Genomic DNA, 26629 nt, shown 5'->3' on the forward strand with positions numbered 1-26629 from the left:
GGGTCCGGTCGAGGAATCTAGAGGGCGATGTTGACGGACTTGCTCTGGGTGTATTCGGCGATGGCGCCTTCACCGAGTTCGCGTCCCCACCCGGACTGCTTGTAGCCGCCGAACGGAAGCGCCGTGTCGAAGGCATTGTGGCAGTTCACCCACACCGTGCCCGCCTTGATCTCGGCGGCCACCTCGTGGGCGCGGGACACGTCCCGGGTCCACACGCTGGCGGCGAGGCCGTAGGGGGTGTCGTTGGCGGCCGCGCGGACGCCTTCTTCCCGGTTGAACGGCACCGCCACCGCGACCGGTCCGAAGATCTCCTCCTGGTACACGCTGAAGTCACGGTTCACGTCGACCAGCAGGGTGGGCTCCACGTAGAAGCCGGTGTCGCCGTGCCGCTGCCCGCCGGAGAGCGCGCGAGCACCGTCGGCGAGTCCGGCGTCGATGTATCCGGTGACCTTGCCCAACTGCTCCTCGGAGATCAGCGGGCCGATGTCGTTGGTGGGGTCGAGTCCGGGTCCGATCTTCTGGGACTTCGCGAAATCGGCGACACCGGACGTGAATTCGTCGAAGATCCGGTCTTCGACGAGCAGGCGCGTTCCGGCCGTGCAGGCCTGGCCGTGGTTGAACAGGAAACCGCCGGCCACGCCCGGGATCGCGGCCTCGAGGTCGGCGTCGGAGAAGATCACCTGCGGGCTCTTGCCACCCAGTTCGAGGGACACCTTCTTCAGGTTCCCCGATGCGGCAGTGACGATCTTCTTTCCGACCTCGGTCGAACCGGTGAACGCGACCTTGTCGACGTCGTCATGGCTCGACAGCGCCGCGCCGATGTCGCCGAAACCGGTGAGCACGTTGAACACGCCGTCGGGGACACCGGCCTCGGCGATCACCTCGGCGAGGAGCAGCGCGCTGAGCGGTGTCTGCTCGGCAGGCTTGAGGATCATGGTGTTCGCGCAGGTCAGCGCGGGTGCCACCTTGAACGCGGCCATCACCAGCGGGAAGTTCCACGGGATGATCTGTGCGCACACACCGACCGGTTCACGGGTGGTGAAGGCGTGGAATCGGGCTCCGGGCGCCCACGGCACCGACACGGGGATGGTGCGGCCTTCGATCTTGGTGGCCCAGCCGGCGTAGTAGAAGAAGATCTCCGCCGCCCACGTCACGTCGACGGCCTTTGCCACCGCTACGGACTTGCCGTTGTCGATCGACTCGAGCTGTGCGAACTGATCGGCCCGGGCCAGAATCCCCTCGCCGATCTTCCAGAGGATCCGCTGACGTGCCGCGGGGGTGAGCGAGCGCCACGGCCCGGACTCGAAAGCCCGCCGGGCCGCCGCTACCGCCCGGTCCACGTCTTCGATTCCGGCGTGCGGCACTGTCGTGATCACCTGTCCGGTGGCGGGATCGACCGTCTCGAACGTCCTGCCCGACGCGGAGTCCACCCATCGGCCGTCGACGAACATGCGCTTCGGCGACGAAACGAAGTCGACGACCCGGGGGTCGAGTCCGGCGGGGGTGTGAACGACTGCAGTCATCATGTCCTCTTCGATGGAGTGAACGAATCTGTGAATGAATCCGGCTTCTGCAGAACACTTTTGGCGGAAGTTTTCGCCTCGTCGCGCTGCGGCCCGAACCCACGATAAACCCCGAATGTGTCGCCGGTCACTACTAAATCCGGATGGGAATCAGCGACTGCGGCATTCTCATTCGACTTTTCCGGCCACGACGGCGCCGATTCTCATTCCGGCTTTTCGGGTCGGTGCAGCTGATCCGCCGTGTACGCCGGCGCAGGCTCCGGAATCGGGAACGAATTCTCCGGCCATTCTCATTCGAGGTGATCGAAAATTAATTCCGATCGGCGCATCGCGCTCGTCTGCTGCGCTAGCGTGCAACTCATGCAGCCCCGGGTTGATCACTCGCGCGGGGCCGGCCGGAAAGTGTGGAGAGCAGGTGCGTGGTGTCCGGTACACCGAGAATCAGAAGTAGATCACCGGTCGCCGGTCTCGAGCGGGCGCGTCTGAGTTTCGTCCAGGTGCTCGGGCAGTCCGTTTCCGCGGTCGCACCGTCGGCCGTGATGGTCACGCTGCCTGCTCTCGTCATACCCGACGCGGGCCGGGCGACCATTGCGGTGTTCGTCGCGGCGGCGATTCTGATGACGGCGGTCGGCTACTGCATCGGACAGTTCGCCACCCGGATGGTCGCCGTCAGCGGTCTCTACAGCTACATCGTCAAGGGACTTGGGGCGGTGCCCGGTTTCGGCGGGGGCTGGTCGCTGCTCGTCGGCTACGCGGCCGCGGCCATGGCGAGCACACTCGGTGCCGCGAGTTACCTCGCCGCGCTGCTCGGCCGAGTCGGGCTTCCGGCGGGGTCGCCCCTCATCGCGGTCCTCGCGGCGATCGTCGGACTGCTCGCCCTTCTCCTCATGGTCCGGGGCGTGCAATTGTCGGCGCGAATCATGCTCGCCATCGAGGTCTTCGCAATCGTGGCCGCCTCCGCCGCGCTGGTGGTCGCGTTCGTGCAATCGGTCCGCGAGGGCGCGACCCCGTCCGCGGGCGGCGCGAAGTCAGGATCCGCGGTCGGGTTCGCCGTGCTGCTCGCGATCACGTCGTTCGTCGGATTCGAGAGTGCGGGCACGGTGGCGCGGGAAGCCCGCAACCCGTTCGTCGCCGTCCCCCGCGCCATCCGGTGGACCCCCATCGCGCTGGGCGTTCTGTACGTGTTCGCGGCCGCCCTGCAGTTGCCGGAGCCGGTGCGGCAGGGAGTCGACTCGCTGCCGATCGTCCTCACGCTGCCCGACACGTCCGGCGCAGGTTCGTCGACGCTGTCGATCGTCATGGAACTCGGCATCACCGCCTCCTGGTTCGCGTGCGTCCTCGGTTCGACGACGGCGCTGTCGCGCACCCTGTTCGCGATGGGCCGCGAAGGGGTGGTTCCGAGCGTGTTCGGCCGGACGCACCACCGGTTCCACACTCCGCACGTGGCATTGACGGCGGCGATGCCGATCGTGGTCGCGGTGCCCGTCCTCTACCTGTTCGTCAGCGGTTCGAGCCGCGACGTCCTGATCGGACTCCTCGCCGTGTCCGCCCACGGTTACGTCCTCGCGTACGTCCTGCTGTGCGTCGCGACGCCGGCGTTCCTCCGGCGGATCGGCGAACTGACTCTACTTCCCCTGATCGTCGGCGTGCTGACGGCGACCGCGATGGTCGCCCTCGTCGGGTGGGCGGCGTTCTCGCGCACATATGTCGCGGGCGCGGCGACCGCCGTCTACGTGCTTCTGATGCTTGTCGGCGCCGCGGTCTTCGCGATCCGCGCCAGGAGATCCCCCGGAATCGGAGAACGGATGGGTGTGTACGACGAGGCCGTGGCCGACGACCTGCTGGGCCGGTACCGCCCGTGGGAGGTCCGCCGGTGAGCCCCGACGACAGGGCCCTGTCGGGGCGGCAGCCGAAGGCCGTCACCAGCGCGCTGCGGGTGCTCGAGGAAGTGGCCCGCGCCGGCTCGGGTGTGACCGCGAAAGACATCGCGGCCCGCCTGTCGATGCCGTCGGCGACCACGTATCGACTGCTCAACATTCTCGTCGGCGAAGGCTATGTGGTGCGGCTCCCCGATCTGTCCGGGTTCGCGCTGGGCCAGAAGATCGGGATCCTCGTCGACGCCGCCGTCGTGCCCACCGTGTGTGCGGCGGCGCGTGAGGTTCTCGCCGAACTACGACTGTCGGTGCGCTTCGGGGTCCACCTGTTCTACTACACCAACGTCGCCGTCCGCACGGCCGACGCCGACCCCGAATACCCGCCGCCGGAGGACGAATCGTTTCTCAACCAGCACCTCTACGCGTGCGCGGTCGGCAAACTCCTTCTCGCGGAGAAGTCGGAACTCGAATCCGTGATTCCGCGTTGGGAGCCGCGGGCGCTGACGGCCCGCACGATCGTCGCGCGGAGCGAACTCCTCGCGAATTTGGACCTGATCCGAAGCCAGGGCTTCGCCACCCAACTCGCCGAGCTCCGGGACGCGTCGGCCTGCGTGGCCGTCCCCGTCCGGTCCGGAACGGGGTCGCTCGTCGGCAGTCTGGCCCTGTCGGGACACGTCGATCACGAACACCTCATGCTGCGCCACGTCCCGTCGCTGCGGGAGCATGCGGAGCGGCTGGCCCCGCTGATGGCCTAGCGCTCAGATCCCACCCGGCGAGGTAGCCGCCGACGTCAGGCGCCGACGGCCACTCCGCGCGGTGCGGGAGTGAGACTCGCGCCGCCCAGACCGAGGTGGTCACGCAGGGTACTACCGGTGTAGTCGGTGCGGAAGAGTCCACGCCGCTGCAACTCGGGAACGACGAGGTCGACGAAGTCGTCGAACGACCCCGGCGCCTGGGCCGCGGACAGGATGTACCCGTCCGCCTCCCCGCCGAGGAATCCTTCCTCGATCTGATCGGCGATCTGCGACGCCGTCCCGACGAACTGCGGCAGCAGCACACCCTGGGCATACAGCTTGCCGATGTCGCGCAACGTGAGGTTGTCCTCGACGCTGAGCCGGCGCGCGACGTCGAACAACCCCTGGGTGCCCGGCACGACGACATCCTCGATCGGGGCGTCGAGGTCGTACTGCGAGAAGTCGTGATCGGTGTGCACCGACAACGTGATCAGGCCGGAGATGGGGTCGGCGAGTTCGTTGTGGAACGCCTGCTTCTCCCGCGCGATCGACTCGGTCTCCCCGACGAACGGCACGAACGACGGGAAGATCTTGATGTCGTCGGGGTTGCGCCCGAAGTTCGATGCACGCGACTTCACGTCGTCGTAGTAGGCCTTGCGGCCCTCACTCGTCGGGTCGATCTCGAGGATCGCCTCCGCCCAGCGGGCAGCGAAGTCCTTACCGACCGAGGAGGACCCGGCCTGGATGATCACGGGACGGCTCTGCGGTGAGTGCGGCACCGTCAACGGTCCGCGCGTCTTGAACCACTCGCCCTCGTGGTCGACGGTGCGCACCTTGTCGGGATCGGCGAACACACCCGACGCCTTGTCCTGCACCAGGGCGTCACGATCCCAGCTCCCCCAGAGCTTGAATGCGACCTCGAGGAATTCCTGGGCGCGGTCGTACCGCTCGTCGTGACCGAGGTGGTTCTCGATGCCGAAGTTCTGGGCCTCCGCCTGATTGAGCGAGGTGACGACGTTCCAGCCCGCCCGGCCCCGGGACAGGTGGTCGAGGGTGGCGAAGATCCGCGCCACCTCGTACGGGTGGAAGTAGGTGGTGGACTTGGTGATCGCCAGACCGATCTTCTCGGTTACGTTGGCCAGGCCCGCCGCCACCAGCGAGGGGTCGATGGTCGCCGACGCCTGCGTTCCACTGCTCAGCGGGACACGGATGTCGTTGCCGTATCGAACGGGTGTGGCGAGGAGATCGGCGAAGAACAGGAAGTCGAACTTTCCGCGTTCGAGTGTCTGCGCCACGCGCCGGTAGTAATCGGGTCCGAGGTAGTCGGTCTCCGACGCCGGGTGCCGCCACGCGGCGTGGGAGTGGGTGACGTGCGAGGCGATGAGGAAGCCGGCGAGGTGCAGTTCACGAGACATGGTGTGGCTCCTTGATCGTCGGAAGTCTTAGTTCAGCCTTCAACAACGCGGCGATGGATGTCACCGATTGGACTCAGCGTGACGCGAAGTCCGCGACTTTCGCAGACTCGCATGGAGCCGAGTCCGTCGAAGTCAGGCGATATCCGGTGCGCGGAAATATGATGAGTGATGACGAAAAACCCGCCGGTCCCACACCATCCGGTCGTCCTCGAAGCGTTCCCGTGAAGTCGGCGCTGTCGGCGGTCCTCGCCGGGTGCGTGGTGGCGCTCGCACTCCCGTGGTCGCACGTCGCCATTGCCGACGCCGCGCCGGACTCCGCCATCCGGTACGTCGCGTTGGGTGATTCGCGGGCCACTGGGTCGCCTCACGACCCGCTGTCGATTCGAGACGGCTGTTTCCGCACAGCCGACGCGTACCCGCAGATCGTCGCCGACACCCTGCACGCGGAATCGTACGTCAGCAGGGCGTGCGCGGCAGCAAAGACCGAAAACATCACGGAAACACCACAATTCACCATCACCGGACCGCAACCACCGCAGATCGGGGCACTCCGGCCGGACACGACGTTCGTCACCGTCAGCATCGGGGGAAACGACATCGCGTGGTCATCGTTGGTGGAGCCCTGCTACACGCTCGCCCCGGGGCTCGACGCGACCTGTCGCTCCGACGCCACCACGGCCCGGCGCATGAACGACGCTCTCACCGTGCTCGGCCCGAAGGTGTCCGCCACCCTGGCTGCGATCACCGAGAAGGCCCCCGCTGCGACCGTGCTGCTGGTGGGGCACGGCGGCATCTTCGGCGACCGCGGTTGCTGGCCCTATATCCCCACGAGCGATGCTGACGCCGCCTTCGTGGTGCAGTTCTTCGTGAGTATGAACAGCGTTCTCGCCGGCGCGGCACGGAGTAACGGCGCGTACTTCGTCGACGTGGCCGCCGCCGCGGTGGGGCACGACGCGTGCGCTGGATCCGATCTACGGTGGTTCGAAGGCCTCGTCCCCCGATCGTTCACGATGCCCCTGCACCCCACGCACGAAGGACTGAGGGCGATGGCATCGCTCGTCGTCGCGGCCCGTCCATGACCTGCATCGCGGAATCCGGCTTGCGCCATTCCCCGGAGCGGTTAGCCTGCCCTTACAACGTCGTGGCGAGGTGAGGAGTGACGGATGCGGGTTGCAGGGATCATGGCGGCGGTTCTCTTGGTCGGAACGGTGGTCGCCGGGTGCGCGTCATCCGAGACGGACTCACCCGCGACCTCCGCGAGCAGTGATGCCTTCCCCGTGACCACGACGGGCGCGCTGGGGTCGGCGACGATCGACGAGCGCCCGGACCGCGTCGTCGCGTTGAGCTGGACCGACGCCGACATTCTGCTGTCGCTCGGCGTGACTCCGGTCGCAATCGGGAAGGCGCCGAACGAGTCGGGCGTGCAGCCGTGGACGGCGGATAGTCTCGGGGACGCCCACCCGGCCATTCTCCAGGGTGTCAACACCAGTGTCTCGGTCGAAGAAGTCGCCGCACAGGCTCCTGATCTCATCGTCGCCACCAAGTCATTCGGGCTCGACAATCAATACAGCCAACTCTCGGAACTGGCTCCCGTCGTGCACTATGCCGACACCCCCTCGGCCGAGACCTGGCAGGACGCGACGCAGACGATCGCCGCCGCGCTCGGTATCTCCTCGCAGGGAGACGACGTGGTGGCGCAGACCGAATCGGCTATCGACGACGCCGCCGCCGCCCACCCCGCCCTCGACGGCAAGACCTACACCTTCTTCGTGGGACCGCAGCCCGACTCGACGTACGTCGTCAACTCGACCGACGACGCCGGAGCGAAGTTCCTCGACCAACTGGGGTTGACGCTGACCCCGTTCGCCACGGCACAACCTGTCAGCAATATCCCCGGGCGTGCCCAGATCAGCACTGAACTACTCGCCGACACCGATGCCGATCTCATCCTGGCAACGAGTTCCAATGGCGCGTTGGAGAGTGTGGAACAGCAGCCGGCATTCCAGTCGCTCGGCGCTGTCGAGCGCGGCGCATACGTGCCGCCGGCACCGACGCTGGCGCAGTCGATCGCCTTCCCCTCACCGCCCAGCCTCGATTGGGCACTGGGACAGGTGGTTCCACTCCTCGACTCCGCCGTGCAACGCTAACGACCTCGGAAGCCACTCCCGACACACTCGTCAATCCGTCCGCAAGCACGTCGATGCACCGCCGCACCACTGGACATCCGACCCAGTGGCGCAGTCGTGTGGTCGTCCGGTATACCCTTAAACAGGCCGTCCGGTTTGTTAACGGGATAGCTCGTAACCGATACCGACGCTCACACGAAGAACATCGATATCTGTTTCCCGCCACGCGGTTCTGTTCCACGGGCGGGAACGGAAGGACCGCAGTGCTGTTGGCAGAAACGTCACGAACACCGGCCCCCGTGGCTGCACCCGATGCCGAGGACTGGCGCGAGCTGGCCTCATGCCGCGGAGTCGCATCGTCGGTGTTCTTCTCCCCCGACGGCGAACGCGGTCATGCGCGAGCCCGTCGCGAAGCGAACGCCCAGCAGATCTGCCAGGACTGTCCTGTGCTCGCCCAGTGCCGCGACCACGCCCTGGCCGAGGACGAACCGTACGGGATCTGGGGCGGGATGACCGAAGCCGACCGCCGACGGCACGCCCGCCGACTCCGTTCCGGCAGCCGCCGTTGACCGGTTCCTCCCCTCCGCGGATCACCGTGCCTCCAGCTTGTCGATGTCGGCGAGCACTTTCTTGTGCCAGGCGATCTCGGTCTGGATGCGCATCTTGGCGTGGGCGACGATGAGATCGTCCGCCGCACTCTGGTCGGGCCATCGACGATCGAGCTGGTGATCGAACTGCAGCTCGCGTGCCGCGAGGACTGCGATGCGGTCCTCGACGTAGCCGCGAAGTACCTCTCGGTCGAGATCCGCGCTCACAGCCAGGGCGAGGTCGACGGGGTCCGGTTTGAGTTCGAACTCGGTGAACGCCTCGTCACGAAGCGCTCGAAGCTCCCTGGCGCCTTCCGCCGTGATCTCGTACACGGTTCTGGCGGGCAGCGCACCGTCCTGCTCTGTTCGCAACGGCCGGATCAGACCCTCGTCCGCGAGCCGATGCAACGCACCGTAGAGCGACCCGGGCTTCACCTGTGACCACAATTCGGCTCGATCCAGACGCGCGTCGCGACGCAGCTGGTGACCGTGCATGGGTCCCCGCTTGGCGAGAGCGCCGAGGACGAACAGCCGCGTGGGATTCATGCCATCAGTTCTACCGGAGTACTCATATTTGAGTACTCTCTTTCGCATGGCTATTCGACCGATCCTCATTGCCGGAGACAACAGACTGACCACACCAGCGGTGCCGGTCACCGCGTTCGACAGCGCACTCGCCGCCTTGATCGACGACCTCTACGAGACCAACACCGCAGCTCACGGGGCCGGCCTGGCCGCCAACCAAGTCGGAGACCCGAGAGCGATCTTCGTGTACGACCTGATCGACGACACCCGACGGCATCGAGGGCACGTCATCAATCCGGTACTCGAGACTTCACCTCCGCCCGAGACCATGCCCGACCCGGACGACCTCGAGGGATGCCTCTCCGTTCCGGGCGAGCGTTACCCGACGGGCCGGGCCGACTGGGCGCGAGTGGTCGGCGTGGACATCGGCAACAACCCGATCTCCGTCGAGGGCACCGGTTACCTGGCCCGCTGCCTGCAGCACGAAACCGACCATCTCGCCGGGCATCTCTACCTCGACCGGCTCGTCGGACGCAATCACCGGGCCGCCCGCAAGATGATCAAACGGCGTCAGTGGACCGGCCCCGGCAACACGTGGGTACCCGGGGCGGACCGTGATCCTTTCGGTTGGTGACAGGCATGCCGTCCGTCACGAGGTCGATGGACTTCAGCGCCGCGGCGGCGATGGGCACGATCCGGCCGGGCGCCGAGGCCGGCTAGAACCCACCGTGGCCGCCGAAGTGACCGAAGTGACCGAAGTGACCGAAGCCGCCGAATTCGCCGAACCCGCCGTGGAAGGGCCCCACATCCTCGCGTCCGGGTCCGATAGGCCCGGTCGTTCCCGGCCAGCCCCACGGGAAACCCGAATCCGGAAGGTCCGTCACAGGACCCGCATCCGGCACGACGCGGGCGGCAGGAGTAGCCACATCGGGTACTGTTGCGGCGGAAGCAGTTCCGGCACCGAGGGCGACCAGGGGTGCGATTGCGGCTACGGCGACCGCCGCGCGGAGTGCGAACTTGCTCATTGTTCTCACCTTCATTTTCTTTCTGTGCCGCACCGACTTGTGCGGTGCAGGTGATGGGTTGATGATCGAACGACCATTGATGTAAATCGTCGTGGAAACGGGGCCCGGCGTCGCCACTGCCAGCAGGAGCTTCCGGATGCCACCAGCGCCAATCTCGGTCTTCCAGGTAGCTGCAATTCCATGACCGCTCGATGTGTGCGAGGCCGCGTCATGGCATGTCGGGCCCGGCACCGATGACGTATTCTCGAAGTCGGTCACTTCGACGGTGATCGCGCGCTTTTCTTTTCTCACGGACGGCGAAACTCGGGGTCGACGATGGCCGAATTCCATCCTCCGGCGACGCGGTCCGATCCGCTCGGGACGATTGCGGTAGAGCTGGCCGCGGCCGGCTTCGACGATGCCCACGAAGTCGGACGTGGCGGTTTCGGAGCGGTCTACCGCTGCTGGCAGCGCTCCCTCGAGCGCACTGTTGCCATCAAGGTGCTCACTGCCGCCGCACTCGACTCGGACAATCTCGACCGATTTCTCCGCGAACAGCACGCCATGGGCAAACTGTCCGGGCATCCCAACATCGTCAGCATCTTCCAGAGCGGCACCACGGGATCGGGCGCACCCTACATCGTGATGCAGTACCACCCGCGCGATTCCCTCAACGCGCTGATCCGCGAGGCGGGCCCGCTGAGCTGGCAGGAGTCGCTGCACATCGGGGTCAAGATCGCCGGGGCACTCGAGACGGCACACCGACGAGGCACCCTCCACCGCGACATCAAGCCCGCGAACATCCTGCTCACCGAATACGGGGAGCCTCAACTCACCGACTTCGGCATCGCGCGAATCTCGGGTGGCTTCGAGACCGCCACCGGCCTCATCTCCGGTTCCCCCGCGTTCACCGCACCCGAGGTACTCCAGGGACAGACCCCCACACCGGCGTCGGATCTCTACAGCCTCGGGGCCACGCTGCTGTGCGCGCTCAACGGTCACGCCCCCCGAGCCGAGCAGACGGCCACTCAGGTGCCGCAGACCACCGACGGAACGTTGCCCGGTGCCACGCAGACCGACATACCCGCCGACGTGCGCTCCGCCGTCAACCATGCGATGGCGGCCAACACCGAGGATCGTCCCGCGACCGCCGCCGAGTTCGGGCAGGAACTGCGGCGGATCCAACGCCGCCACGGCCTGACCGTCGACGACATGGCCGTGCCCACCGACACCGGCGACGACCACGCCCGCGAACACCCACAGTCGGCTCGGGCACCGGCGAGTTCGGCGAGCGGCCCGGTGACGACCCGCCTGCGCGTGATCCTGGCCGAAGACGACGTCCTGCTCCGCGAGGGTGTGGCGAGCCTGCTCACGCGCTCCGGCTTCGACGTCCTGGAACAGGCGGGCGACGCAACCACACTCCTCGACCTGGTCCGGGAGCGAGCGCCCGACCTGGTGATGGTCGATATCCGGATGCCCCCGACCCACACCACCGAAGGGCTCGACGCGGCCCGGGCGATCCGCGACGAATTCCCCGAAGTCGGAATCCTGGTCCTGTCGGCGCACGCCGACGTCGAACACGCGATGGAGCTACTGGCCAGCGGCCGGGGAATCGGCTACCTGCTCAAGAGCCGGATCACCGACGTGGACGATTTCATCGACACCCTCCAGCGCATCGCCGCGGGGGCCTCCGTCGTCGACCCCGCGCTGGTGCAGGAGTTGGTCTCCGCCCGCAGGCGCAATGACCCGCTCGCCGCACTCAGCGCGCGGGAGCGGGAGGTACTGGCCCTCATGGCGGAAGGACGTTCCAATGCCGGCATCGCCCGCCGGCTGTGGGTCACCGAGGGCACCGTCGAGAAACACGTGCGCAGCATCCTCACCAAACTGAACCTCCCGGAGACCGGCGACGATCACCGACGAGTACTCGCGGTCGTCACCTTCCTCGAGGCCCGCTGACCGGGGCCACCCGCTCCCCTTCGGTTCCGTCACCGGCGCGGAGCACATCCCGGATGGCATCGAACGACAGATCGGACTTCGACACGAAGCCCACCGCGGGGCTCCCGGAGATCAACTCCGCCAGGTCCTGCTCGGCGTGAGTGGAAATCAGGATCACCGCGGCCGGGTGCGCCTCGTCGTGGAGCCGCTCCGCGAGGTCGAATCCGCTCTCCGGTCCGAGTTCGACGTCGACGAGGATGACGTCGGGCTGCAACTCCGTGGCCGATCGGACCGCCTCGGCAGTGTTCGACGCCGTACCGACCACCGTGATCCCCTGCTGCTCGAGCAGTCGCCGGGCAATGTCCAGAAAACGTGGGCTGTCGTCGACGATCACGCACCGTAGACGACCGAGTTGCAACACCATGTGGTCCATGGTCGACCGGGTACCTGCCGGTACGCATTCCCGCTAGCAGGTAAATCCTCCCGGTCACTCGCCGGCGACCGGGATGGTGATGTCCAGCGTGGTCCCGTGACCGGGCGGGCTCGTGATCTGCATGTGGCCGCCGAGTGCCTCGACACGGTCCTGTAGTCCGATGAGCCCGGAGCCCGCACCGGACGAGGCACCGCCGACGCCGTCGTCCCCGATCACCACGTGCAGAGTGCCGTCCTCCGCCCGCAGGGACACTTCGACCTCGGAGGCGTGGGCGTGCTTGGCGGCATTGGTGAGCGCCTCGGCGACCACATAATAGGCGGCCACCTCGACCGATTCGGTGAACCGGCCCTCGATCGCGACATCGAGAGCGACGGGGACTGCGGAACGACGAGCCAGCGTCCGCACCGCCGATCCCAGCCCGCCCTTCGACAGGATCGCCGGATGGATTCCGTGCGAGAGTTCCCGCAGATCCTCCGACACGCCTGTGAGCCCCGACGCGATGGCCGACAGCTGCTCCCGCACGTCCACCCACTCGGCCGGCACCGACGCCTCCGCCAGCCGCACCTCGAGTCCCAGCGACACCAGCCGCTGCTGGGCCCCGTCGTGCAGGTCACGTTCCAGGCGACGCCGCGCGTCGTCGGCGGCTGCGACGATCCTGGCCCGCGAGGCGATCAGTTCGGCACGGGTCGCAGCATTGGCGATCGCGGTCGCGACGAGATCGGCGAAGTCACCGAGTCGGGTCTCGGTGTCCGCGGGCAGCGGCTCGGTGCGCCGCGATCCGACGATCGCGGCGCCCCACACCCGTTTGTCCACGACGATCGGGACTCCCACGATCGATCCGAAGCCTTCCGCACGAATGCGGGTGGCAACTGCCCCACCGACGTGTGCGTGGTTGTCGATCCTGGCGCCGCGGCCGGTGCGCAATACGATCGCCCCGACGTCGTCGCCCTCCGTCGAGATCGTGTCTCCGGTGACGGGCATCCGAGTTTCCCTCGGCTCGTATCGAACAGCGACCAATGTCCCGGTTCCGTCTCCCTCGTAGCGAATCAGCACGGCGTCGACCACATGCAGCCAGAGCGCGAGTTCTTCGGCCACCGCCGTGAACACCTCGGAGGGGCTCTCCCCACGGGCCGCCAATGTCGCCACCCGGCGCAGTGCGGCTTGGTGTTCGGCGAGGATCGCGAGTTCGTCCCGGCTCGCCTCCGCCTCCCGGCGGCGCAGAACCGCTTCCGCGGTGCGCAATCTGGCCTGGCCCGCCATGAGGTTGGCCACCAGCGCGACGGGCAGGAACACCACGACGGCTACCCAGTCGCCGGGTTTGGCCGGAAGCAGCGTGCCCTCCACCTGCAGGTGAAAGTAGACGTAGATGACGGCGCTCACCACTGTCGTCAGCACCGACAGCGCGAATCCCCACCGAGCCGAGACCACCAGAACCCCGAGCAGGAACACCGCACCGAAGGCGTTCTGCGGTGCCACCTTGTTCAGCTGATGCACCACAACGGTCTCCACGGTGATCACGGTGGCGGCGACCACGATCCCCAACCACAACGGAGGGGTGGTCGGTCGCACCAGGAGCGATATCAGACGCGCAGGCAGTTGGCGCGCGTCCGAATCGAAAGCTGCCCGGGGGGACGCCGCGCCGCGCCGGGACAGCGCTCCGATTGACCGCCGTGACCACTTTCGCGTCATCGTGCATGCTCGGATCAGTCGTGGGGTTCGCGGACAGACCTCGATGAGCATCATATCGAGCTGCCTGTCCGGTCTCACCCGATCGAGTTCCCGTCACTCGGCTGACACCCGCCGATGTCGCTACGCTGGGCCTAGGCCGATGCAGTAAACCTTGGGAGGAAGCGGTGGTAGCCGTACAGATACAGGTGGGCGATCTGGTGCAGGCGTCCGGTCACGCCGGTCCCTGGCTGGTGGTCGAGCTCAGCAAGGGCATGGCGTCGCTGCAGCATCCCGACGGACATCGGCTCTCGGTTCGGACGACCACCCTGTCCGTGGTGCACAAGGCGACGAGCCCGGCCGGCGAGGTCGAACCGGCCGACCGGGAACAGCCGGGAGAGGCCCCCACCCTCTTCGACTAGTCGACGATGGTGGTGACGATCGAGGTGACAGCCGGGGTCCGCGGCGTCGAGCCGAACCCGAAGCGGACGGGCGGATCCACGGGCCGCAGCGGGCCGAGGTCCCGGCCGCGCCAGGATGCGGACATTCCCACCAGCCGCCGCTGATCGACGGCGCCGTAGTACTCGCGACGCCCGTTGCCTGCGGTGCCACGGGTGCGCACACCACGGAGAGCGGCGCGGGCGATCGGGTCGCTGACCACACAGAACCACGGTGCACTCGCGACGGCCCGCGGGATCAGGTTCAGCAGGCGCCCGAGCGCGGTGCGGGCGCCGACCTCGACGCTCACGCGCAGGTCCCCGGCCTCGACTGTCCGAGTGCCGCCGGACCGCGAGCGCCGCACAGGCGTGATCACGGTTTCGTCGAAGACGTACGTCGCGGTGACGAAGTCGCGGACCGCGTCCGACGGGGCGAGGAGCACGCGGTGACCGTCGGCGAGTTCGACCATGACATCCGTGAACTCACCGAGCGGCGATCGCGACCAGTGTCCGACGACGATGCGCACGCCCGAACCGGTGCCCAGGCCCGTGATCTCCCCGTCGAACCGCCATCTGGTCATCCGGCCAGCGTATGCGCGGTCACTCCGTCAGGTGTCGGTACGCGGCGGCGCTCCGGTCCGACAGCACGGTGCGGAGAATGAATCGTGTTTGCGCCGTAACGTATTGGTCCACCGTGTAGCGGGCAGCGAAGTGCCAGTGCTTGAGCGCCCACCCGTGCGCGAGCATCATCATGTCGAACGTCGTCAGGTCGACGTCGAGATCGCTCGCGATACCCGCGGCAATCGCGGCGTCGAGGGCGTCGTGGAGCGGCTTGGACGTCGCCACCTCGAGTTCCTTGATCCGCTCACGCCCATCCTGGTCGAGTGTCCGACTCTCCCGGTACGTCAGCACGACGGCATCCAGATTCTCGTCGACGATCTCCACATAGCGCCGGAACCCGGCCACCAGCCGCTCGACGGGGTCGGTGCCCGCTGCGTCCATCGCGGGCTCGAGCTGATCGCGGAAGGCGTCGAGGATGTCGACGATCGTGGCGAGGAGGATGTCCTCCTTGCCACCGAAGTACTTGTAGATCAGTCCGACACTCACCTGGGCCTCGTCGGCCAGTGCCTGCATGGACATCTGGTGGAAGCCGGTCCGCTGCATCACCGTGACCGCGGCGTCGAGCACCTGGCGTCGCCTCGAGCTGACGCGGACGGCGCGGACGGCTTCGTCGAGTGAAACGGCGGACGTGTCCTTCGCCATGACAGATGACCTCTCCTTGCTGGCAGAACCTGCGGTGAACGAGTATTCACAGTATCCCGCGCGGGGCCGGAACCGCAGTCCGGCCCGGGTCAGATACCGAGATCCTTCGCCACGATGGTCTTCATGATCTCGGTGGTACCGCCGTAGATCGTCTGGATCCGGGCGTCCACGAACGCGCGCGCCACCGCGTACTCGCGCATGTACCCGTAGCCGCCGTGCAGCTGCAGGCAGCGGTCGGCGACGCGAACCTGCAGTTCGGTGGTCCACCACTTGAGCCGCGCCGCACGGGCCGGGGTCAGCTCTCCGCGTACGTGCTGCCGGATGCAGTCGTCGAGATACGTGCGGGCCAGATCGAGTTCCGTGGCCAGTTCCGCGAGAACGAACTGGGTGTTCTGGAAACTGGCGATCGGCTTTCCGAAGGCGCTGCGTTCCTTCACGTATTCCAGGGTCTGCTCGAGCACACCCTCGGCGGCCGAGACCGCGCCGACGGACAATGACAGGCGCTCCTGCGGCAGATTGTGGACGAGCTGATAGAAACCCTGCCCCTCCTCGCCGAGGAGGTTGGCGACCGGCACGCGCATGTCGGTGAACGTCAGCTCGCTCGTGTCCTGGGCGTGCAGCCCGATCTTCTCGAGGTTGCGGCCCCGGGAGAACCCCGGTGTGTCCGATTCGACGACGAGCAGCGAGAGCCCCATGTGTTTGTCCGCAGACGTGCGCACGGCGACGACGAAGAGCGTGCCGTTCTGACCGTTGGAGATGAACGTCTTGCTGCCGTTCACCACGTAATGGTCGCCGTCGCGCACTGCCGTGGTGCGGATCCCGGTGAGGTCGCTGCCGGTGCCCGGCTCGGTCATCGCGATGCCGAGAATCGTTTCACCGGTGACGGTTCCGGGAAGCCAGCGTGCTTTCTGCTCCTCGGTCGTCATGTCCGTCAGGTATGGCAGCACGACGTCGTTCTGCAGGGAGAACGCGATGCCCGCGGCGGCGGCGCCCGCGCGACTGACCTCGTCGACGACGATCGCGTTGTAACGGAAGTCCTCGACGCCGGGGCCACCGTAGGCTTCGGGAACCGGGAAACCGAGCAGCCCCTGCTTACCCGCGTCGGTGAACAGTGCCGGGTCGAGGCAGCTTTCACTTTCCCACTGCTCGTGCCGCGGGACGATCCGCTCGCGCACGAAGCTGCGGACACTGTCCCGGAACTGGTGGTGCTCGGACTCGAATTCGATGGTCATGACGGTGTCCTTTACGAACTGAGGGTGTGGGGTGCGCGGGCACTCGGGACCACGAATGCCCCGCTCTCGAATTCCCGGCGCGCGGTATCGGTGGCCTTGTAATGCAACTTCTTTCCCGTCGCCGACATGGGCAGTGACTCCACGAAGCGGTAGGCGCGGGGGCGCTTGAACTGCGACAGCATCGGGTGCCTGCGGCAGAAGTCGTCCAGATCGTCCGCGGACGGGACCGGTGCGGTGGTGACGACGTACGCGACGACGACCTGCCCCCACTTGTCGTCGGGAACCCCGACCACCAGCGAATCCGTGACCGACGGATGTTCGCCCAGTGCTTCCTCGATCTGCACGGGGTGCACGTTCTCGCCGCCGGACAGGAGCATGTCGTCCTTGCGGCCGACGATCGTCACGAACTCCTTGTCGTCCCACGTGGCCAGATCGCCGATGTGGAGCCAGCCGTTCCGGAACTTCCGTTTCTCCTGCTCCGGGGCGTCGAAGTAGGCGTTGGCGCCTTTCGGTGAGCGGACGATGACCTCACCGATCTCGGTGCCGTCCTTGGCTACCGTCTCGTGAGCGTCGGCGAGGCGGTCGTCGAACAGCCTGACCACGGCGACGTCGTCGTCGATGCAGGCCCGCCCGGCGGTCCCGGCCATCTCCGGCAGATCGGTGGGCCGGAGAAAGGTGTTCCAGAATCCCTCGGTGCTGCCGTACCCGTTGAAGATGCGGGGATTCAGCACCTTCTGATAGTGCAGTGCCGCTTCCCGTTCGAGGGGCGCGCCCATCGTCACGATGCCGTCGAGGGTCGACAGGTCCCGGGGCTTCTTCTCCTGTGCGCGAGCGAGCATCGCCAGGTTGGTCGGGGCACCGATCAGGAACGTCAGCCCGTATTCCTCGACATAGTCGAGGGTCACGTCGGCGTCGAAGCTGCGCTGCGCCACCAGCGAGGCGCCGAGATAGAACGTGGGATTCGGCCCGGCGCAGTACAGTCCGCCGCGGTGGAACCACGGAGTCATGTTCAGGGTCTTGTCTTCCGCGGTCAGCGGGAAGTGCATGATCACGTCGTGGGCGCTGAAGATCTCGATCATGCTGTTCAGCGGAACACCCTTGGGCATGCCGGTGGTTCCGGACGTGAAYAGCCGGGTGGTTTCGTCCCACACCGTGCGACTCACGTCCGGCGGCGACGCCGACTCTGCCACGAGTTCGTCGAAGCGAATCACCTCGAAACCGTTTCCCGGCAGCGGTTCTCCGGGTCCGACGGCAACGACGAGAGCGGGCTTGTGTGTGGCGCGCGACAAGGCATCCCGCACCATCTCGCCGATCTCGGTGTCGTAGACGAACACCGTGGGGCGGTTCGCGTCGAGGATGCACGCCGTCTCCCCGGATGCGAGCCGGAAGTTCATCGGCGCTCCGACCGCATCGCAGGCCTGCCCGGCCAGGTACAGCTGGGCGAATTCGGGACCGTTGAACAACTGGTAGGCCACGACGTCGCCCGGTGCGACGCCGGCGCGGGCGAGCCCGGTGGCGAGCCGGTCGACGCGATCGCCGAGTTCGGCGTACGTCCAGCTCTCGCCGGTCGACGGGGACTGCATCGCGAGTCGATCGGCATACCGGTGGGTGTTGCGCCGGAAGCCGTTCAGATAGGTGAAATCGTGCTCGAAGTACTGACGATAGGCGTGGGCATCGTATGTGTACGTCATGATGAGTCCTCCGTCCCGGTACCCGGTCRGCCGGCCATGGTGAGGCCACCGCTGACGCTGATCACCTGGCCCGTGATGAACGATGCGGATTCGGACGCGAAGAACAGGACCGGCGCCGCCACTTCCTCCGGGCGGGCGAGCCGCCGGAACGGAATGGACTTCACCAGAGCCTCTTTGAGCTTGTCGGCCTGAGCCTGGAACAGCGGGGTGTCGGTCGGGCCGGGGCACACGCAGTTGACGTTGATGCGGTATCGGGCCATCTCCCGGGCGAGCGACTTCGACAGCGCGATCACGCCCCCCTTCGCACCGGCGTAGATGCTCTCCCCCGCACTGCCGACACGGCCGGCATCGCTCGCGAGGTTGACGACGCGCCCGCCGTTCCCCGCCTCCACCATGCCGGGGAGGAACGCACTGCACATGTGCACGGGCCCGAGGTAGTTGATGGCGACGACCTTCTCCGCGAATTCGGTCGTGGCGTTGAGGAACTGGTCGGTGCGGTCCCATCCCGCCGCGTTGACGAGGACGTTCGCGACGCCGACCTCGGCCGTCACCCGGTCGCGCAGGGCGTCGACCTGCGCCCGGTCGGCGACGTCGACGGTCATCGGAAAGAGCCGGTCGGGCCGTTCGGCTGCCGTCTTCTCCGCGGCCTGCAGGTCGAGGTCGGCGACGACCACCGTGTCGCCCTGCTCGGCGAGCGCGAGGGCGATGGCCCGGCCGATGCCGGAGCCTGCGCCGGTGACCACTGCGATGGTGTTGCTCATGGTTTTTCCCACTTCCCGTGCTGTCGGACTCAGGCGTTCACGTACTTGGTGAAATCGGGCTTGCGCTTCTCCGCGAACGCCGCCGCACCCTCGAGACCCTCGGGCGAGTGCGTGAACAGGTCCAGCGCAGACATTGCGAGGTTGCTCAGTCCGGCCTGGTGATCGGTGTCGGCGTTGAACGACTGCTTCAGGAAACGCAGGGTGGTGGGGCTCTTCTCGGCGATCTCCGCGGCGACGGCCTTGGCCTCGTCGAGCAGTCGGTCGGCGGGGACCACCCAGTTGACCAGGCCCCAGCGTTCGGCGGTGACGGCGTCGTACTGGCGGCAGAGGTACCAGATCTCCCGGGCGCGTTTCTCGCCGACGACTCGCGCCAGGAAGGCGGACCCGAAGCCTGCGTCGAAGGAGCCGACGCGGGGACCTGCCTGGCCGAACTTCGCGGTCTCGGACGCGATGGTGAGGTCGCAGAGCACGTGGAGGACGTGGCCGCCGCCGACCGCGATGCCGTTCACCGCGGCGATGACGGGCTTGGGGACGTCGCGGATCAGCTTGTGCAGGTTGCCGATCTCGAACATTCCGCTCTCGGTCGGGCCGTAGTCGCCAGTCTCCGCGCGCTGCTTGACGTCGCCGCCGGTGCAGAACGCCTTCTCCCCCGCACCGGTGAGGATGATCGCCTGCACCGCGTCGTCGGCCCACGCCGAGCGGAAGGCCTTGATCAGCTCCTCGACGGTCTTGCCGCGGAAGGCGTTGTAGCGCGCGGGGCGGTTGATCGTCACGACGGCAGCCGGGCCGTCGACCTCGTAGGTGATGTCTTCGTAGTCGGTCACGGTGATTCCTCTCCTGGACTGTGCAATGAGGGTGTGTTCATGAAATATGAGTATCTATTCGATGAAAATGAACGTACATTCACGCCGAAGTGTGTGTCAAGGGTCACTCGACGCTCGGTGGCGCTAGAGGAAAGCGCTGACCCCGGTCTCCGCACGGCCGATCAGCAGTTTCTGGATCTGACTGGTGCCCTCGTAGAGAGTCATCACCCGCGCGTCACGCATGTATTTGGCGACGGGATATTCGTCGACATACCCGTACCCCCCGAAGATCTGAATTGCGTTGTTGGCGGCACGAACCGCGGCCTCGCTGCAGAAGTATTTCGCCTTGGACGCTGCCGTCCCGAACGGTTCACCGCGCTCGATCAGGTCGGCCGCCCGCCAGGTGAGCAGCCTCCCCGCGTCGGCGTCGACGGACATGTCGGCGATCAGATCCTGCACGAGTTGGAACGAGGCGAGCGGACGGTCGAACTGCGTGCGCTCGCGGGAATAGTCGACGGCGGCCTCGAGACAGCCCTGGATGATTCCGACGCAACCCGCACCCACCGAGACGCGACCCTTGTCCAGCGAGTGCATGGCAATTGAGAAACCCTGCCCCTCGGATCCGAGCAGGCAACTGGCAGGCACGCGCACGTCCGTCAACGACAACTCGGCCGTCGCCTGCCCACGCAGCCCCAGCTTTCCGTGGATCTCGCGCGAGTCGAATCCCGGGGTGTCCGTCGGAACCAGAAAGGCCGAAACCCCTTTGGGCCCCGGACCTCCGGTCCGCGCGAACACCAGGCACAGCTTCGCCCACGTGCCGTTGGTGATGAAGATCTTGGAACCGTTGATGACGTAGTCGTCGCCGCTGCGTACCGCCCTGGTCTTCAGGTTGCCGGGGTCGGAACCGTTGTCCGGCTCGGTGAGCCCGAAACAGGCGAGCGCCTCACCGGACGCGATGCGGGGCAGCCATTCGTGCTTCTGATCCTCGGTGCCGTGCGACAGGATCACCTTGCCCACGAGCCCCATCGACACCGACACGATGCCCCGGACCGCGGAGTCCGCCCGGCCGAGTTCCTCCATGCCGAGGCAGTACGTGATGTAGTCGCCGCCGAGGCCGCCGTACTCCTCCGGAATGGTCATGCCGAAGAAGCCGATGTCGGCGAGCTTCTCGACGATCGCGGTGTCGACCGATTCGGCGCGGTCCCACGCAGCGCGGTGTGGGACGACCTCCTTGTTCAAGAAGTCGCGGGCCAGCTGCCGGAACTCCTTCTGCTCCGCGGTCAGTGTCAGGTCCATGGATGCTCCTCGATGCCGTGTTGAATACACGATCACTATTTGTGAGTAACTACTCACTTCAAGTGAAGCTATATTCACTCCGGGGTGTCGTCAACCCCCGAGCACTGGCCCGGTGCCGCATCGGCTGAGTAGGCTCGACTCATGCCGGTCACCTGGTCGGACGAGGTCGATGACGTCATCGGCGGCGATCTGACCTGCGGGTTCACGTACATCACGCCCGCAGGCGGGGCCGTGGTGACAGCGGTGGCGCCCCTCGGGCTGCGCGACCGCGAGCGGGGAACGGTCGGCTTCACCACCTCACTGGGGTTCGGCCGCAAGCTCGAACGCATCACCGGTGAGCCCCGGGTCGCGCTCGCCTACCACGCCCGCGAGCACGGGATCGGCGACTCCACCAATCAGCGCTACGTGCTCGTGCAGGGAGACGCGACGTTCGACCCCACCCCCGACCCAGAACTGCTCGAAGACATCGGCCGGCGCTCGACCCCCTACACGGGCGAGCCACGCCGCGGCGTGTTCTGGGACCGGTGGCTCAGCGCGTACTACGCCGACCGGGTACCGGTGACCGTGACGGTAAGACGAGTAGTCGCCTGGCCCGACCTGCACCTGACCGACCCGCCCGAGGTGTTCGGCGCACCGCTACCCACGGTCGACGCGGAACCACAGACCCCACCGAAGAAGGGCACCGGCCCCCGCGTGGATGCGACCAAGACCGGGGAGCGCGCGGCGAAGCTGTCGCACCGGCTGCTCGCCTACCGTCAGGTGGACGGCTATCCGGCCGTCGTTCCGGTCGACGTGAGCTCGGCGAGCAGCGAGGGCGTGCGTCTGACGGTGCCCGCCGGAGTGCCGCAGGGCGGCCGCCGCGCAGGGCTGCTCGCCCACGCCTATCGCGCCGAACTCGTCGGCCCGGAGTCGCGTCAGAACACCGGCTGGATCGAGGTCACGGGCACCGAGGCGCTGTATGCACCCCATACCCAGGCCGGGTTCGCGGCGCCGCCCAACAAAACCCTCCTGCTCCTCGCCAACGGCTTTCTGGCCCGGCGCGGGCTGGCGAAGGCCCGCAAGGAGGGTCGGACCCAGGCCACGGGCGCCTGATTCAGATCCCGCCGTTGGCGAGACGACCTCGCCGCTGCCCCAGCACGCCGGGCCTGCGAGGAACGACACGACCTCGGCGATATCGGTTGACACGCCCACCAACCGCCCCAAATGGTCAAGTTTTCTGTCCCCTTTGGTCAAAAATCACCGTCCGGCGCCAGCTATCGTGACATCCATCACCTCAAGTGGTCTGGGCCGGGCAGGTCGCCGGAGATCGAGCATGAGTGGGCCGCTCCGATCTCCGCTGGAAGACGTCACCGGTGGCATCCAGCCGGCCCGTGCCAACCCTCACCCCTCTCGATTGGAGTTCTTCATGCATTTTCACGATGATGCCCTGTTCCCGGAGAACCAGGACAAGCTCGTTATCACTGTCGCGCCGTACGGCCCGGAGTGGGAGGTCGACGACTTCCCCGAGGACCTGCCGTTGTCGATGGACGAGCATGTCCAGCAGGCTGTGGACTGCTTCGAGGCCGGCGCGACCGTGCTGCACATCCACGTCCGCGAGCTCGACGGGAAAGGCTCCAAGCGGCTGTCGAAGTTCAACGAGCTGCTGGGCCGGCTGCGCGAGGCCGTGCCGGAGATGATCCTGCAGATCGGCGGCTCGATCTCCTTCGCCCCCGAGGGCGAGGGTGCGGAGGCGAAGTGGCTCAGCGATGACACCCGTCACATGCTGGCCGAGCTCGATCCGGCGCCGGACCAGGTGACGATCGCGATCAATACCGGCCAGATGAACATCATGGAGTTGATGACCGAGAACGACACGCGGGGAACGTCGTTGGAGCGTCCGGAACTGGTCGAGACCTACCGGGAGATGACTGTCCCGGCCGGCCCGACCTGGGTGGAGGAGCATCTGCGCCGTCTGCAGGCCGCGGGTATTCAGCCGCACTTCCAGCTTGGGAGCATTCCGCAGCTCGAGACCGTGGAGCGGTTGATTCGGCGGGGCTTCTACACGGGCCCGCTCAACATCACGTGGGTGGCGATCGGCGGCGGGCTGGACGGGCCGAACCCGTACAACATGATGGAGTTCATCCGCCGAGTCCCGGACGGCGCCTCGCTCACGCTCGAGACGTTGATGCGCAGCGTGCTGCCGGTGAACACGATGGCGATCGCGATGGGCCTGCACACCCGGTGCGGCAACGAGGACAATCTGTGGGCGCCGCGGGGCGGCAAGATCACTTCGGCGGAACAGGTGCGCCAGTTGGTGCGGGTTGCCGGTGAGCTCGGCCGGGACGTGGCCACCGCCAAGGAGGCCCGCGAGATCTACCGGATCGGTGAGAGCTACGCGGATGCGGACGAGACTCTGGCGCAGGCCGGTTACGCGCCGAATCGCCGGCCGGGGCAGGTCGGATTCACCCACTACGCCCAGCACCAGAACGCGTAGCACCACATCACCAGACGTTGGGGCATGGTGATTGCCCGTGCCCCCAACGCGCTCCCGGTCCGAAGGACCAGCCGATCGGCCCCGCGCTTTCGACACAATCTCGAACTTCTCGAAACAACCCCAAGGAAGTAGGCCATGGTGCTGCAAGATCAACCTGTCGAGGTCGACACCCCAACTCGCACACCCAGCCGGAAGCGACGGATCTTCCCCTGGGTGGTCTTGGCATTGACCTTCGGCCTACTGCTGTCGGACTACATGTCCCGCCAGGTGCTCAGCGCCGTCTTCCCAATTCTGAAGGCCGAGTGGGACTTGTCCGACTCGCACCTCGCCTCCCTGAACAGCATCGTTGCGCTGATGGTGGGCTTGCTGACCTTGCCTCTGTCGATCTTGGCGGATCGCTGGGGCCGGGTCCGGAGCCTGGTCCTGATGGCCGTGCTGTGGAGCGTCGCGACGCTGCTGTGCGCGATCGCCACCAGCTACGAGCAGATGCTCGGCGCCCGCTTCCTCGTCGGCGTGGGCGAGGCGGCCTATGGCAGTGTCGGTATCGCCGTAGCGCTCACCGTCTTCGCGCCCCGCGTCCACGCGGCCCTCGCCGGAGCTTTCATGTCCGGCGGATCGTTCGGTTCGGTGATCGGCGTCGCGATCGGCGGGTTCATCGCGGTCCAATTCGGCTGGCGCTGGTCCTTCGCCGCCATGRCGATCTTCGGCCTGATCCTGGTGGCGCTGTTCCGCGCCCTGGTGTCCGAGGGCAAGCTGGCCCGATATGCCATCGAGGGCCCGCCGACCGCGATCGGCGACCCACACAGGCCCGACGGTTACCGCGCCCCCCTCTCCAGCCTGTTCACCAACCCCGCAGTCGTGTGGACCTACGTGGGCAGCGGACTGCAGATGTTCCCGGCAGCGGTCCTGCTGGCCTGGATGCCGAGTTTCTTCAACCGGTACTACGGCCTGGCCCCAGACAAGGCCGGAGTGGTCGCGTCCGTCTTCGTGTTGCTCATCGGCAGCGGCATGGTGGTCTGCGGTGTCATCACCGACCGGGTCAGCCGCGAGACCCCGGCCACGAAGTGGACCTCGGCGATCATCTACTGCGTCATCGCGCTGGGCTGTCTGGGGCTTGGGTTCAGCATGAGCAACGGCCCCGTCCAGCTGGTCCTGATCGGCATCGGCGCTTTCTTCTCGGCGGGCTCCTCCGGCCCTGCCGCCGCGATGGTCGCCAACCTCACGCACACCACCCTCCGCGCCTCCGCGATGGGTGTGGCCACTATCGCGAACAGTCTTCTCGGCCTGGCCCTGGGCCCCTTCGTCATCGGGATCCTGGCGGACCACCTGGGCCTGCTCGACGCACTCAGGCTCTCGCCGCTGGCATACATCCTCGCGGCCTTGGCACTGCTACTGGGACGACGCCTCTTCCCCGCCGGCCTACGCAAGCTCCAGCAGCTGCGGCCCGGCGGCGTCTCGAACATCACCAACTAACTCCGGAGACCGCAATGGCCAACCCTGTCCCCACCGACCCCTCATCCCCCACAGTCGTGATCGTGCCCGGACTCCGGGACCACGTCGACGAGCACTGGCAGACCTTACTGGCGAACAAGCTCGACCGGGTCCGCATAGTGCCTCCTCTCGAGAACAACAAGCTCAGTGTGAGCGCGCGCACAGCGGCCCTCGACGCCGTCATCCAGGACATCGACGGTCCGATCGTGCTCGTCGCCCACAGCGCCGGCGTCATGATCGCAGTGCACTGGGCTCAGCAGACGACCCGGCCGATTCTCGGCGCCCTGCTGGCGACGCCCCCCRACCTGGAACAGCAACCCCCCGAAGGGTATCCGACACTGGAGGACCTCGACAGCAACGGCTGGCTACCCATCCCCCGCCGTAAGCTGCCCTTCCCGAGCATCGTCGCGGCCAGCACGAACGATCCGCTGGCCAGCCGCCGCAGAGTGGCCGGCATGGCGGAGTCCTGGGGCGGCCGACTGATCGACCTCGGTGAGGTGGGACACCTGAATCCGGCCTCCGGATACGGGAATTGGCCACACGCGGAGGAGCTCATCGAGGAGCTGCTCGAGGTTCGGAAGGTAGCCACCTCATGAGCAAGGTATTCGGCACAGCCTCCGCCGCGGTCGCAGACATCGAAGACGGAGCGTCCCTGGCGGTCGGCGGATTCGGCGCATGCGGCATTCCTGACGCGCTGATCAAGGCCATCGACGCGGCCGGAGCCACCAACTTCGAGGTGTTCACCAACAATTGCGGAGTGGAAGGCGTCGGTCTGGGAATCCTATTGGGGGGAAGAAAGATCCGCCGTGTAACGGCATCCTATGTCGGAGACAACAAGGACTTCGCCCGGCAGTATCTCTCCGGAGAGCTCGAGGTGGAGCTGACCCCACAAGGCACCCTCGCAGAGAAACTGCGCGCCGGCGGCGCCGGGATCCCGGCCTTCTTCACCCCCGCGGGCGTGGGCACCCCGGTCTCGGACGGCGGCCTGCCCTGGCGCTATCACGCTGACGGATCCGTTGCGCTCGCATCGCCGCCGAAGGAGGTCCGCGAGTTCGCGGGCCGGCAGTATCTGCTCGAGGAGTCCATCAAGGCGGACTATGCGCTGGTGCACGCGCTCGTCGGCGACACCGCGGGCAACCTCGTCTTCAGCAAGGCCGCGATGAACTTCAACCCTCTCGCGGCGATGGCCGCCAAGGTGTGCATTGCGCAGGTCGAGAGACTCGTCGCGCCCGGTCAGCTCGATCCGCACCACGTGCACCTGCCGGGAATCTTCGTCGACCGGATCGTGCAGACCGGGCCGCAGGAAAAACACATCGAAAAACGCATCGTAACCACCGCCAACGGCAGAAGGACCGCCTGAG

The 26629-nt window shown here is 66.9% G+C and carries 26 protein-coding genes; 13 read left to right on the forward strand and 13 right to left on the reverse strand.

Features of this window, described 5'->3' with window-relative positions; all coding sequences use genetic code 11:
* Positions 1 to 17: 17 nt before the first annotated feature.
* Complete coding sequence (locus AC1D1G_RS03290) at positions 18 to 1523, reverse strand: aldehyde dehydrogenase family protein (RefSeq protein ID WP_283332001.1); 1506 nt, start codon at positions 1521 to 1523, stop codon at positions 18 to 20.
* A gap of 422 nt (positions 1524 to 1945) precedes the next feature.
* Here AC1D1G_RS03290 and AC1D1G_RS03295 point away from each other — a divergent pair, with 422 nt between their 5' ends.
* Together AC1D1G_RS03295 and AC1D1G_RS03300 are read left to right on the forward strand one after the other, a co-directional pair.
* Positions 1946 to 3400, forward strand: a complete 1455-nt coding sequence (locus AC1D1G_RS03295) for an APC family permease (RefSeq protein WP_477951126.1) — start codon at positions 1946 to 1948, stop codon at positions 3398 to 3400.
* A complete protein-coding gene (locus AC1D1G_RS03300; protein ID WP_283332002.1) occupies positions 3397 to 4152 on the forward strand; it encodes an IclR family transcriptional regulator in 756 nt (251 codons plus the stop codon). The genes AC1D1G_RS03295 and AC1D1G_RS03300 overlap by 4 nt, the downstream gene beginning before the upstream one ends.
* Before the next feature lie 35 nt (positions 4153 to 4187).
* Here the strand turns inward: AC1D1G_RS03300 and AC1D1G_RS03305 are convergent, their stop codons facing one another.
* Entirely contained in the window at positions 4188 to 5546 is a 1359-nt protein-coding gene (locus AC1D1G_RS03305; RefSeq protein ID WP_477951129.1) for an LLM class flavin-dependent oxidoreductase, read from the reverse strand.
* Between the two features lie 221 nt (positions 5547 to 5767).
* Between AC1D1G_RS03305 and AC1D1G_RS03310 the strand changes: the two genes are divergently transcribed.
* The 3 genes from AC1D1G_RS03310 to AC1D1G_RS03320 all read left to right on the forward strand — a co-directional run bounded on the left by AC1D1G_RS03310 (position 5768) and on the right by AC1D1G_RS03320 (position 8241).
* Positions 5768 to 6625 carry an SGNH/GDSL hydrolase family protein gene (locus AC1D1G_RS03310; protein WP_477951261.1) on the forward strand — a complete coding sequence of 286 codons (858 nt, stop codon included), beginning with the start codon at positions 5768 to 5770 and terminating at the stop codon, positions 6623 to 6625.
* 84 nt (positions 6626 to 6709) lie between these two features.
* The gene (locus AC1D1G_RS03315) at positions 6710 to 7693 is read left to right on the forward strand and encodes an ABC transporter substrate-binding protein (RefSeq protein WP_477951131.1); all 984 of its coding nucleotides are present in this window, start codon (positions 6710 to 6712) and stop codon (positions 7691 to 7693) included.
* 242 nt (positions 7694 to 7935) lie between these two features.
* Entirely contained in the window at positions 7936 to 8241 is a 306-nt protein-coding gene (locus tag AC1D1G_RS03320; RefSeq protein WP_477951132.1) for a WhiB family transcriptional regulator, read from the forward strand.
* 21 nt (positions 8242 to 8262) lie between these two features.
* Here AC1D1G_RS03320 and AC1D1G_RS03325 read toward each other — a convergent pair whose 3' ends face one another.
* Positions 8263 to 8805 carry a PadR family transcriptional regulator gene (locus AC1D1G_RS03325; protein WP_283351426.1) on the reverse strand — a complete coding sequence of 181 codons (543 nt, stop codon included), beginning with the start codon at positions 8803 to 8805 and terminating at the stop codon, positions 8263 to 8265.
* Positions 8806 to 8851: 46 nt separating this feature from the next.
* Between AC1D1G_RS03325 and AC1D1G_RS03330 the strand changes: the two genes are divergently transcribed.
* A complete protein-coding gene (locus tag AC1D1G_RS03330; RefSeq protein ID WP_477951135.1) occupies positions 8852 to 9418 on the forward strand; it encodes a peptide deformylase in 567 nt (188 codons plus the stop codon).
* 82 nt (positions 9419 to 9500) lie between these two features.
* Here AC1D1G_RS03330 and AC1D1G_RS03335 read toward each other — a convergent pair whose 3' ends face one another.
* Positions 9501 to 9809 (reverse strand): hypothetical protein, encoded by a 309-nt coding sequence (locus AC1D1G_RS03335; RefSeq protein ID WP_280781315.1) that lies wholly within the window; start codon positions 9807 to 9809, stop codon positions 9501 to 9503.
* Positions 9810 to 10124: 315 nt separating this feature from the next.
* On the opposite strand from AC1D1G_RS03335, the gene AC1D1G_RS03340 reads away from it, so the two are divergent.
* Positions 10125 to 11744 carry a protein kinase domain-containing protein gene (locus tag AC1D1G_RS03340; protein WP_477951137.1) on the forward strand — a complete coding sequence of 540 codons (1620 nt, stop codon included), beginning with the start codon at positions 10125 to 10127 and terminating at the stop codon, positions 11742 to 11744.
* Here the strand turns inward: AC1D1G_RS03340 and AC1D1G_RS03345 are convergent.
* Positions 11722 to 12156, reverse strand: coding sequence for a response regulator (locus tag AC1D1G_RS03345; protein ID WP_283351424.1), 435 nt, complete (start codon positions 12154 to 12156; stop codon positions 11722 to 11724). The genes AC1D1G_RS03340 and AC1D1G_RS03345 overlap by 23 nt on opposite strands.
* A 54-nt stretch (positions 12157 to 12210) precedes the next feature.
* Positions 12211 to 13752, reverse strand: a complete 1542-nt coding sequence (locus tag AC1D1G_RS03350) for a GAF domain-containing sensor histidine kinase (RefSeq protein WP_477951263.1) — start codon at positions 13750 to 13752, stop codon at positions 12211 to 12213.
* A gap of 257 nt (positions 13753 to 14009) precedes the next feature.
* On the opposite strand from AC1D1G_RS03350, the gene AC1D1G_RS03355 reads away from it, so the two are divergent.
* Positions 14010 to 14243, forward strand: coding sequence for a hypothetical protein (locus tag AC1D1G_RS03355; RefSeq protein WP_280781313.1), 234 nt, complete (start codon positions 14010 to 14012; stop codon positions 14241 to 14243).
* Here AC1D1G_RS03355 and AC1D1G_RS03360 read toward each other — a convergent pair.
* The 7 genes from AC1D1G_RS03360 to AC1D1G_RS03390 all read right to left on the reverse strand — a co-directional run bounded on the left by AC1D1G_RS03360 (position 14240) and on the right by AC1D1G_RS03390 (position 21304).
* Positions 14240 to 14839 carry a condensation domain-containing protein gene (locus AC1D1G_RS03360; RefSeq protein WP_283332011.1) on the reverse strand — a complete coding sequence of 200 codons (600 nt, stop codon included), beginning with the start codon at positions 14837 to 14839 and terminating at the stop codon, positions 14240 to 14242. The two genes, AC1D1G_RS03355 and AC1D1G_RS03360, sit on opposite strands and share 4 nt — an antisense overlap.
* A 19-nt stretch (positions 14840 to 14858) precedes the next feature.
* Positions 14859 to 15521, reverse strand: a complete 663-nt coding sequence (locus AC1D1G_RS03365; RefSeq protein WP_283351423.1) for a TetR/AcrR family transcriptional regulator — start codon at positions 15519 to 15521, stop codon at positions 14859 to 14861.
* Between the two features lie 89 nt (positions 15522 to 15610).
* The gene (locus AC1D1G_RS03370; protein WP_283351422.1) at positions 15611 to 16753 is read right to left on the reverse strand and encodes an acyl-CoA dehydrogenase family protein; all 1143 of its coding nucleotides are present in this window, start codon (positions 16751 to 16753) and stop codon (positions 15611 to 15613) included.
* Positions 16754 to 16764: 11 nt separating this feature from the next.
* Complete coding sequence (locus AC1D1G_RS03375) at positions 16765 to 18444, reverse strand: class I adenylate-forming enzyme family protein (RefSeq protein ID WP_477951141.1); 1680 nt, start codon at positions 18442 to 18444, stop codon at positions 16765 to 16767.
* A complete protein-coding gene (locus AC1D1G_RS03380; protein WP_477951143.1) occupies positions 18441 to 19205 on the reverse strand; it encodes an SDR family NAD(P)-dependent oxidoreductase in 765 nt (254 codons plus the stop codon). The genes AC1D1G_RS03375 and AC1D1G_RS03380 overlap by 4 nt, the downstream gene beginning before the upstream one ends.
* A gap of 29 nt (positions 19206 to 19234) precedes the next feature.
* Positions 19235 to 20029: an enoyl-CoA hydratase-related protein gene (locus AC1D1G_RS03385; protein ID WP_283332016.1), complete on the reverse strand. Its 795-nt coding sequence runs from the start codon at positions 20027 to 20029 to the stop codon at positions 19235 to 19237.
* A 123-nt stretch (positions 20030 to 20152) separates the two neighbouring features.
* Positions 20153 to 21304, reverse strand: coding sequence for an acyl-CoA dehydrogenase family protein (locus tag AC1D1G_RS03390; protein WP_283332017.1), 1152 nt, complete (start codon positions 21302 to 21304; stop codon positions 20153 to 20155).
* A gap of 141 nt (positions 21305 to 21445) precedes the next feature.
* Here AC1D1G_RS03390 and AC1D1G_RS03395 point away from each other — a divergent pair, with 141 nt between their 5' ends.
* The 5 genes from AC1D1G_RS03395 to AC1D1G_RS03415 all read left to right on the forward strand — a co-directional run bounded on the left by AC1D1G_RS03395 (position 21446) and on the right by AC1D1G_RS03415 (position 26628).
* Positions 21446 to 22396, forward strand: a complete 951-nt coding sequence (locus AC1D1G_RS03395; protein WP_477951145.1) for a hypothetical protein — start codon at positions 21446 to 21448, stop codon at positions 22394 to 22396.
* A 313-nt stretch (positions 22397 to 22709) separates the two neighbouring features.
* The gene (locus tag AC1D1G_RS03400) at positions 22710 to 23777 is read left to right on the forward strand and encodes a beta-keto acid cleavage family enzyme (RefSeq protein ID WP_283332019.1); all 1068 of its coding nucleotides are present in this window, start codon (positions 22710 to 22712) and stop codon (positions 23775 to 23777) included.
* Between the two features lie 135 nt (positions 23778 to 23912).
* Positions 23913 to 25250 (forward strand): MFS transporter, encoded by a 1338-nt coding sequence (locus AC1D1G_RS03405; RefSeq protein WP_477951148.1) that lies wholly within the window; start codon positions 23913 to 23915, stop codon positions 25248 to 25250.
* Between the two features lie 14 nt (positions 25251 to 25264).
* Entirely contained in the window at positions 25265 to 25864 is a 600-nt protein-coding gene (locus AC1D1G_RS03410; protein WP_477951150.1) for an RBBP9/YdeN family alpha/beta hydrolase, read from the forward strand.
* Complete coding sequence (locus AC1D1G_RS03415; RefSeq protein ID WP_317569032.1) at positions 25861 to 26628, forward strand: CoA transferase subunit A; 768 nt, start codon at positions 25861 to 25863, stop codon at positions 26626 to 26628. Before AC1D1G_RS03410 ends, AC1D1G_RS03415 begins: the two co-directional genes overlap by 4 nt.
* The last annotated feature ends 1 nt before the right edge of the window (position 26629 follow it).

Source organism: Rhodococcus sp. P3_B8 (assembly GCF_056402775.1).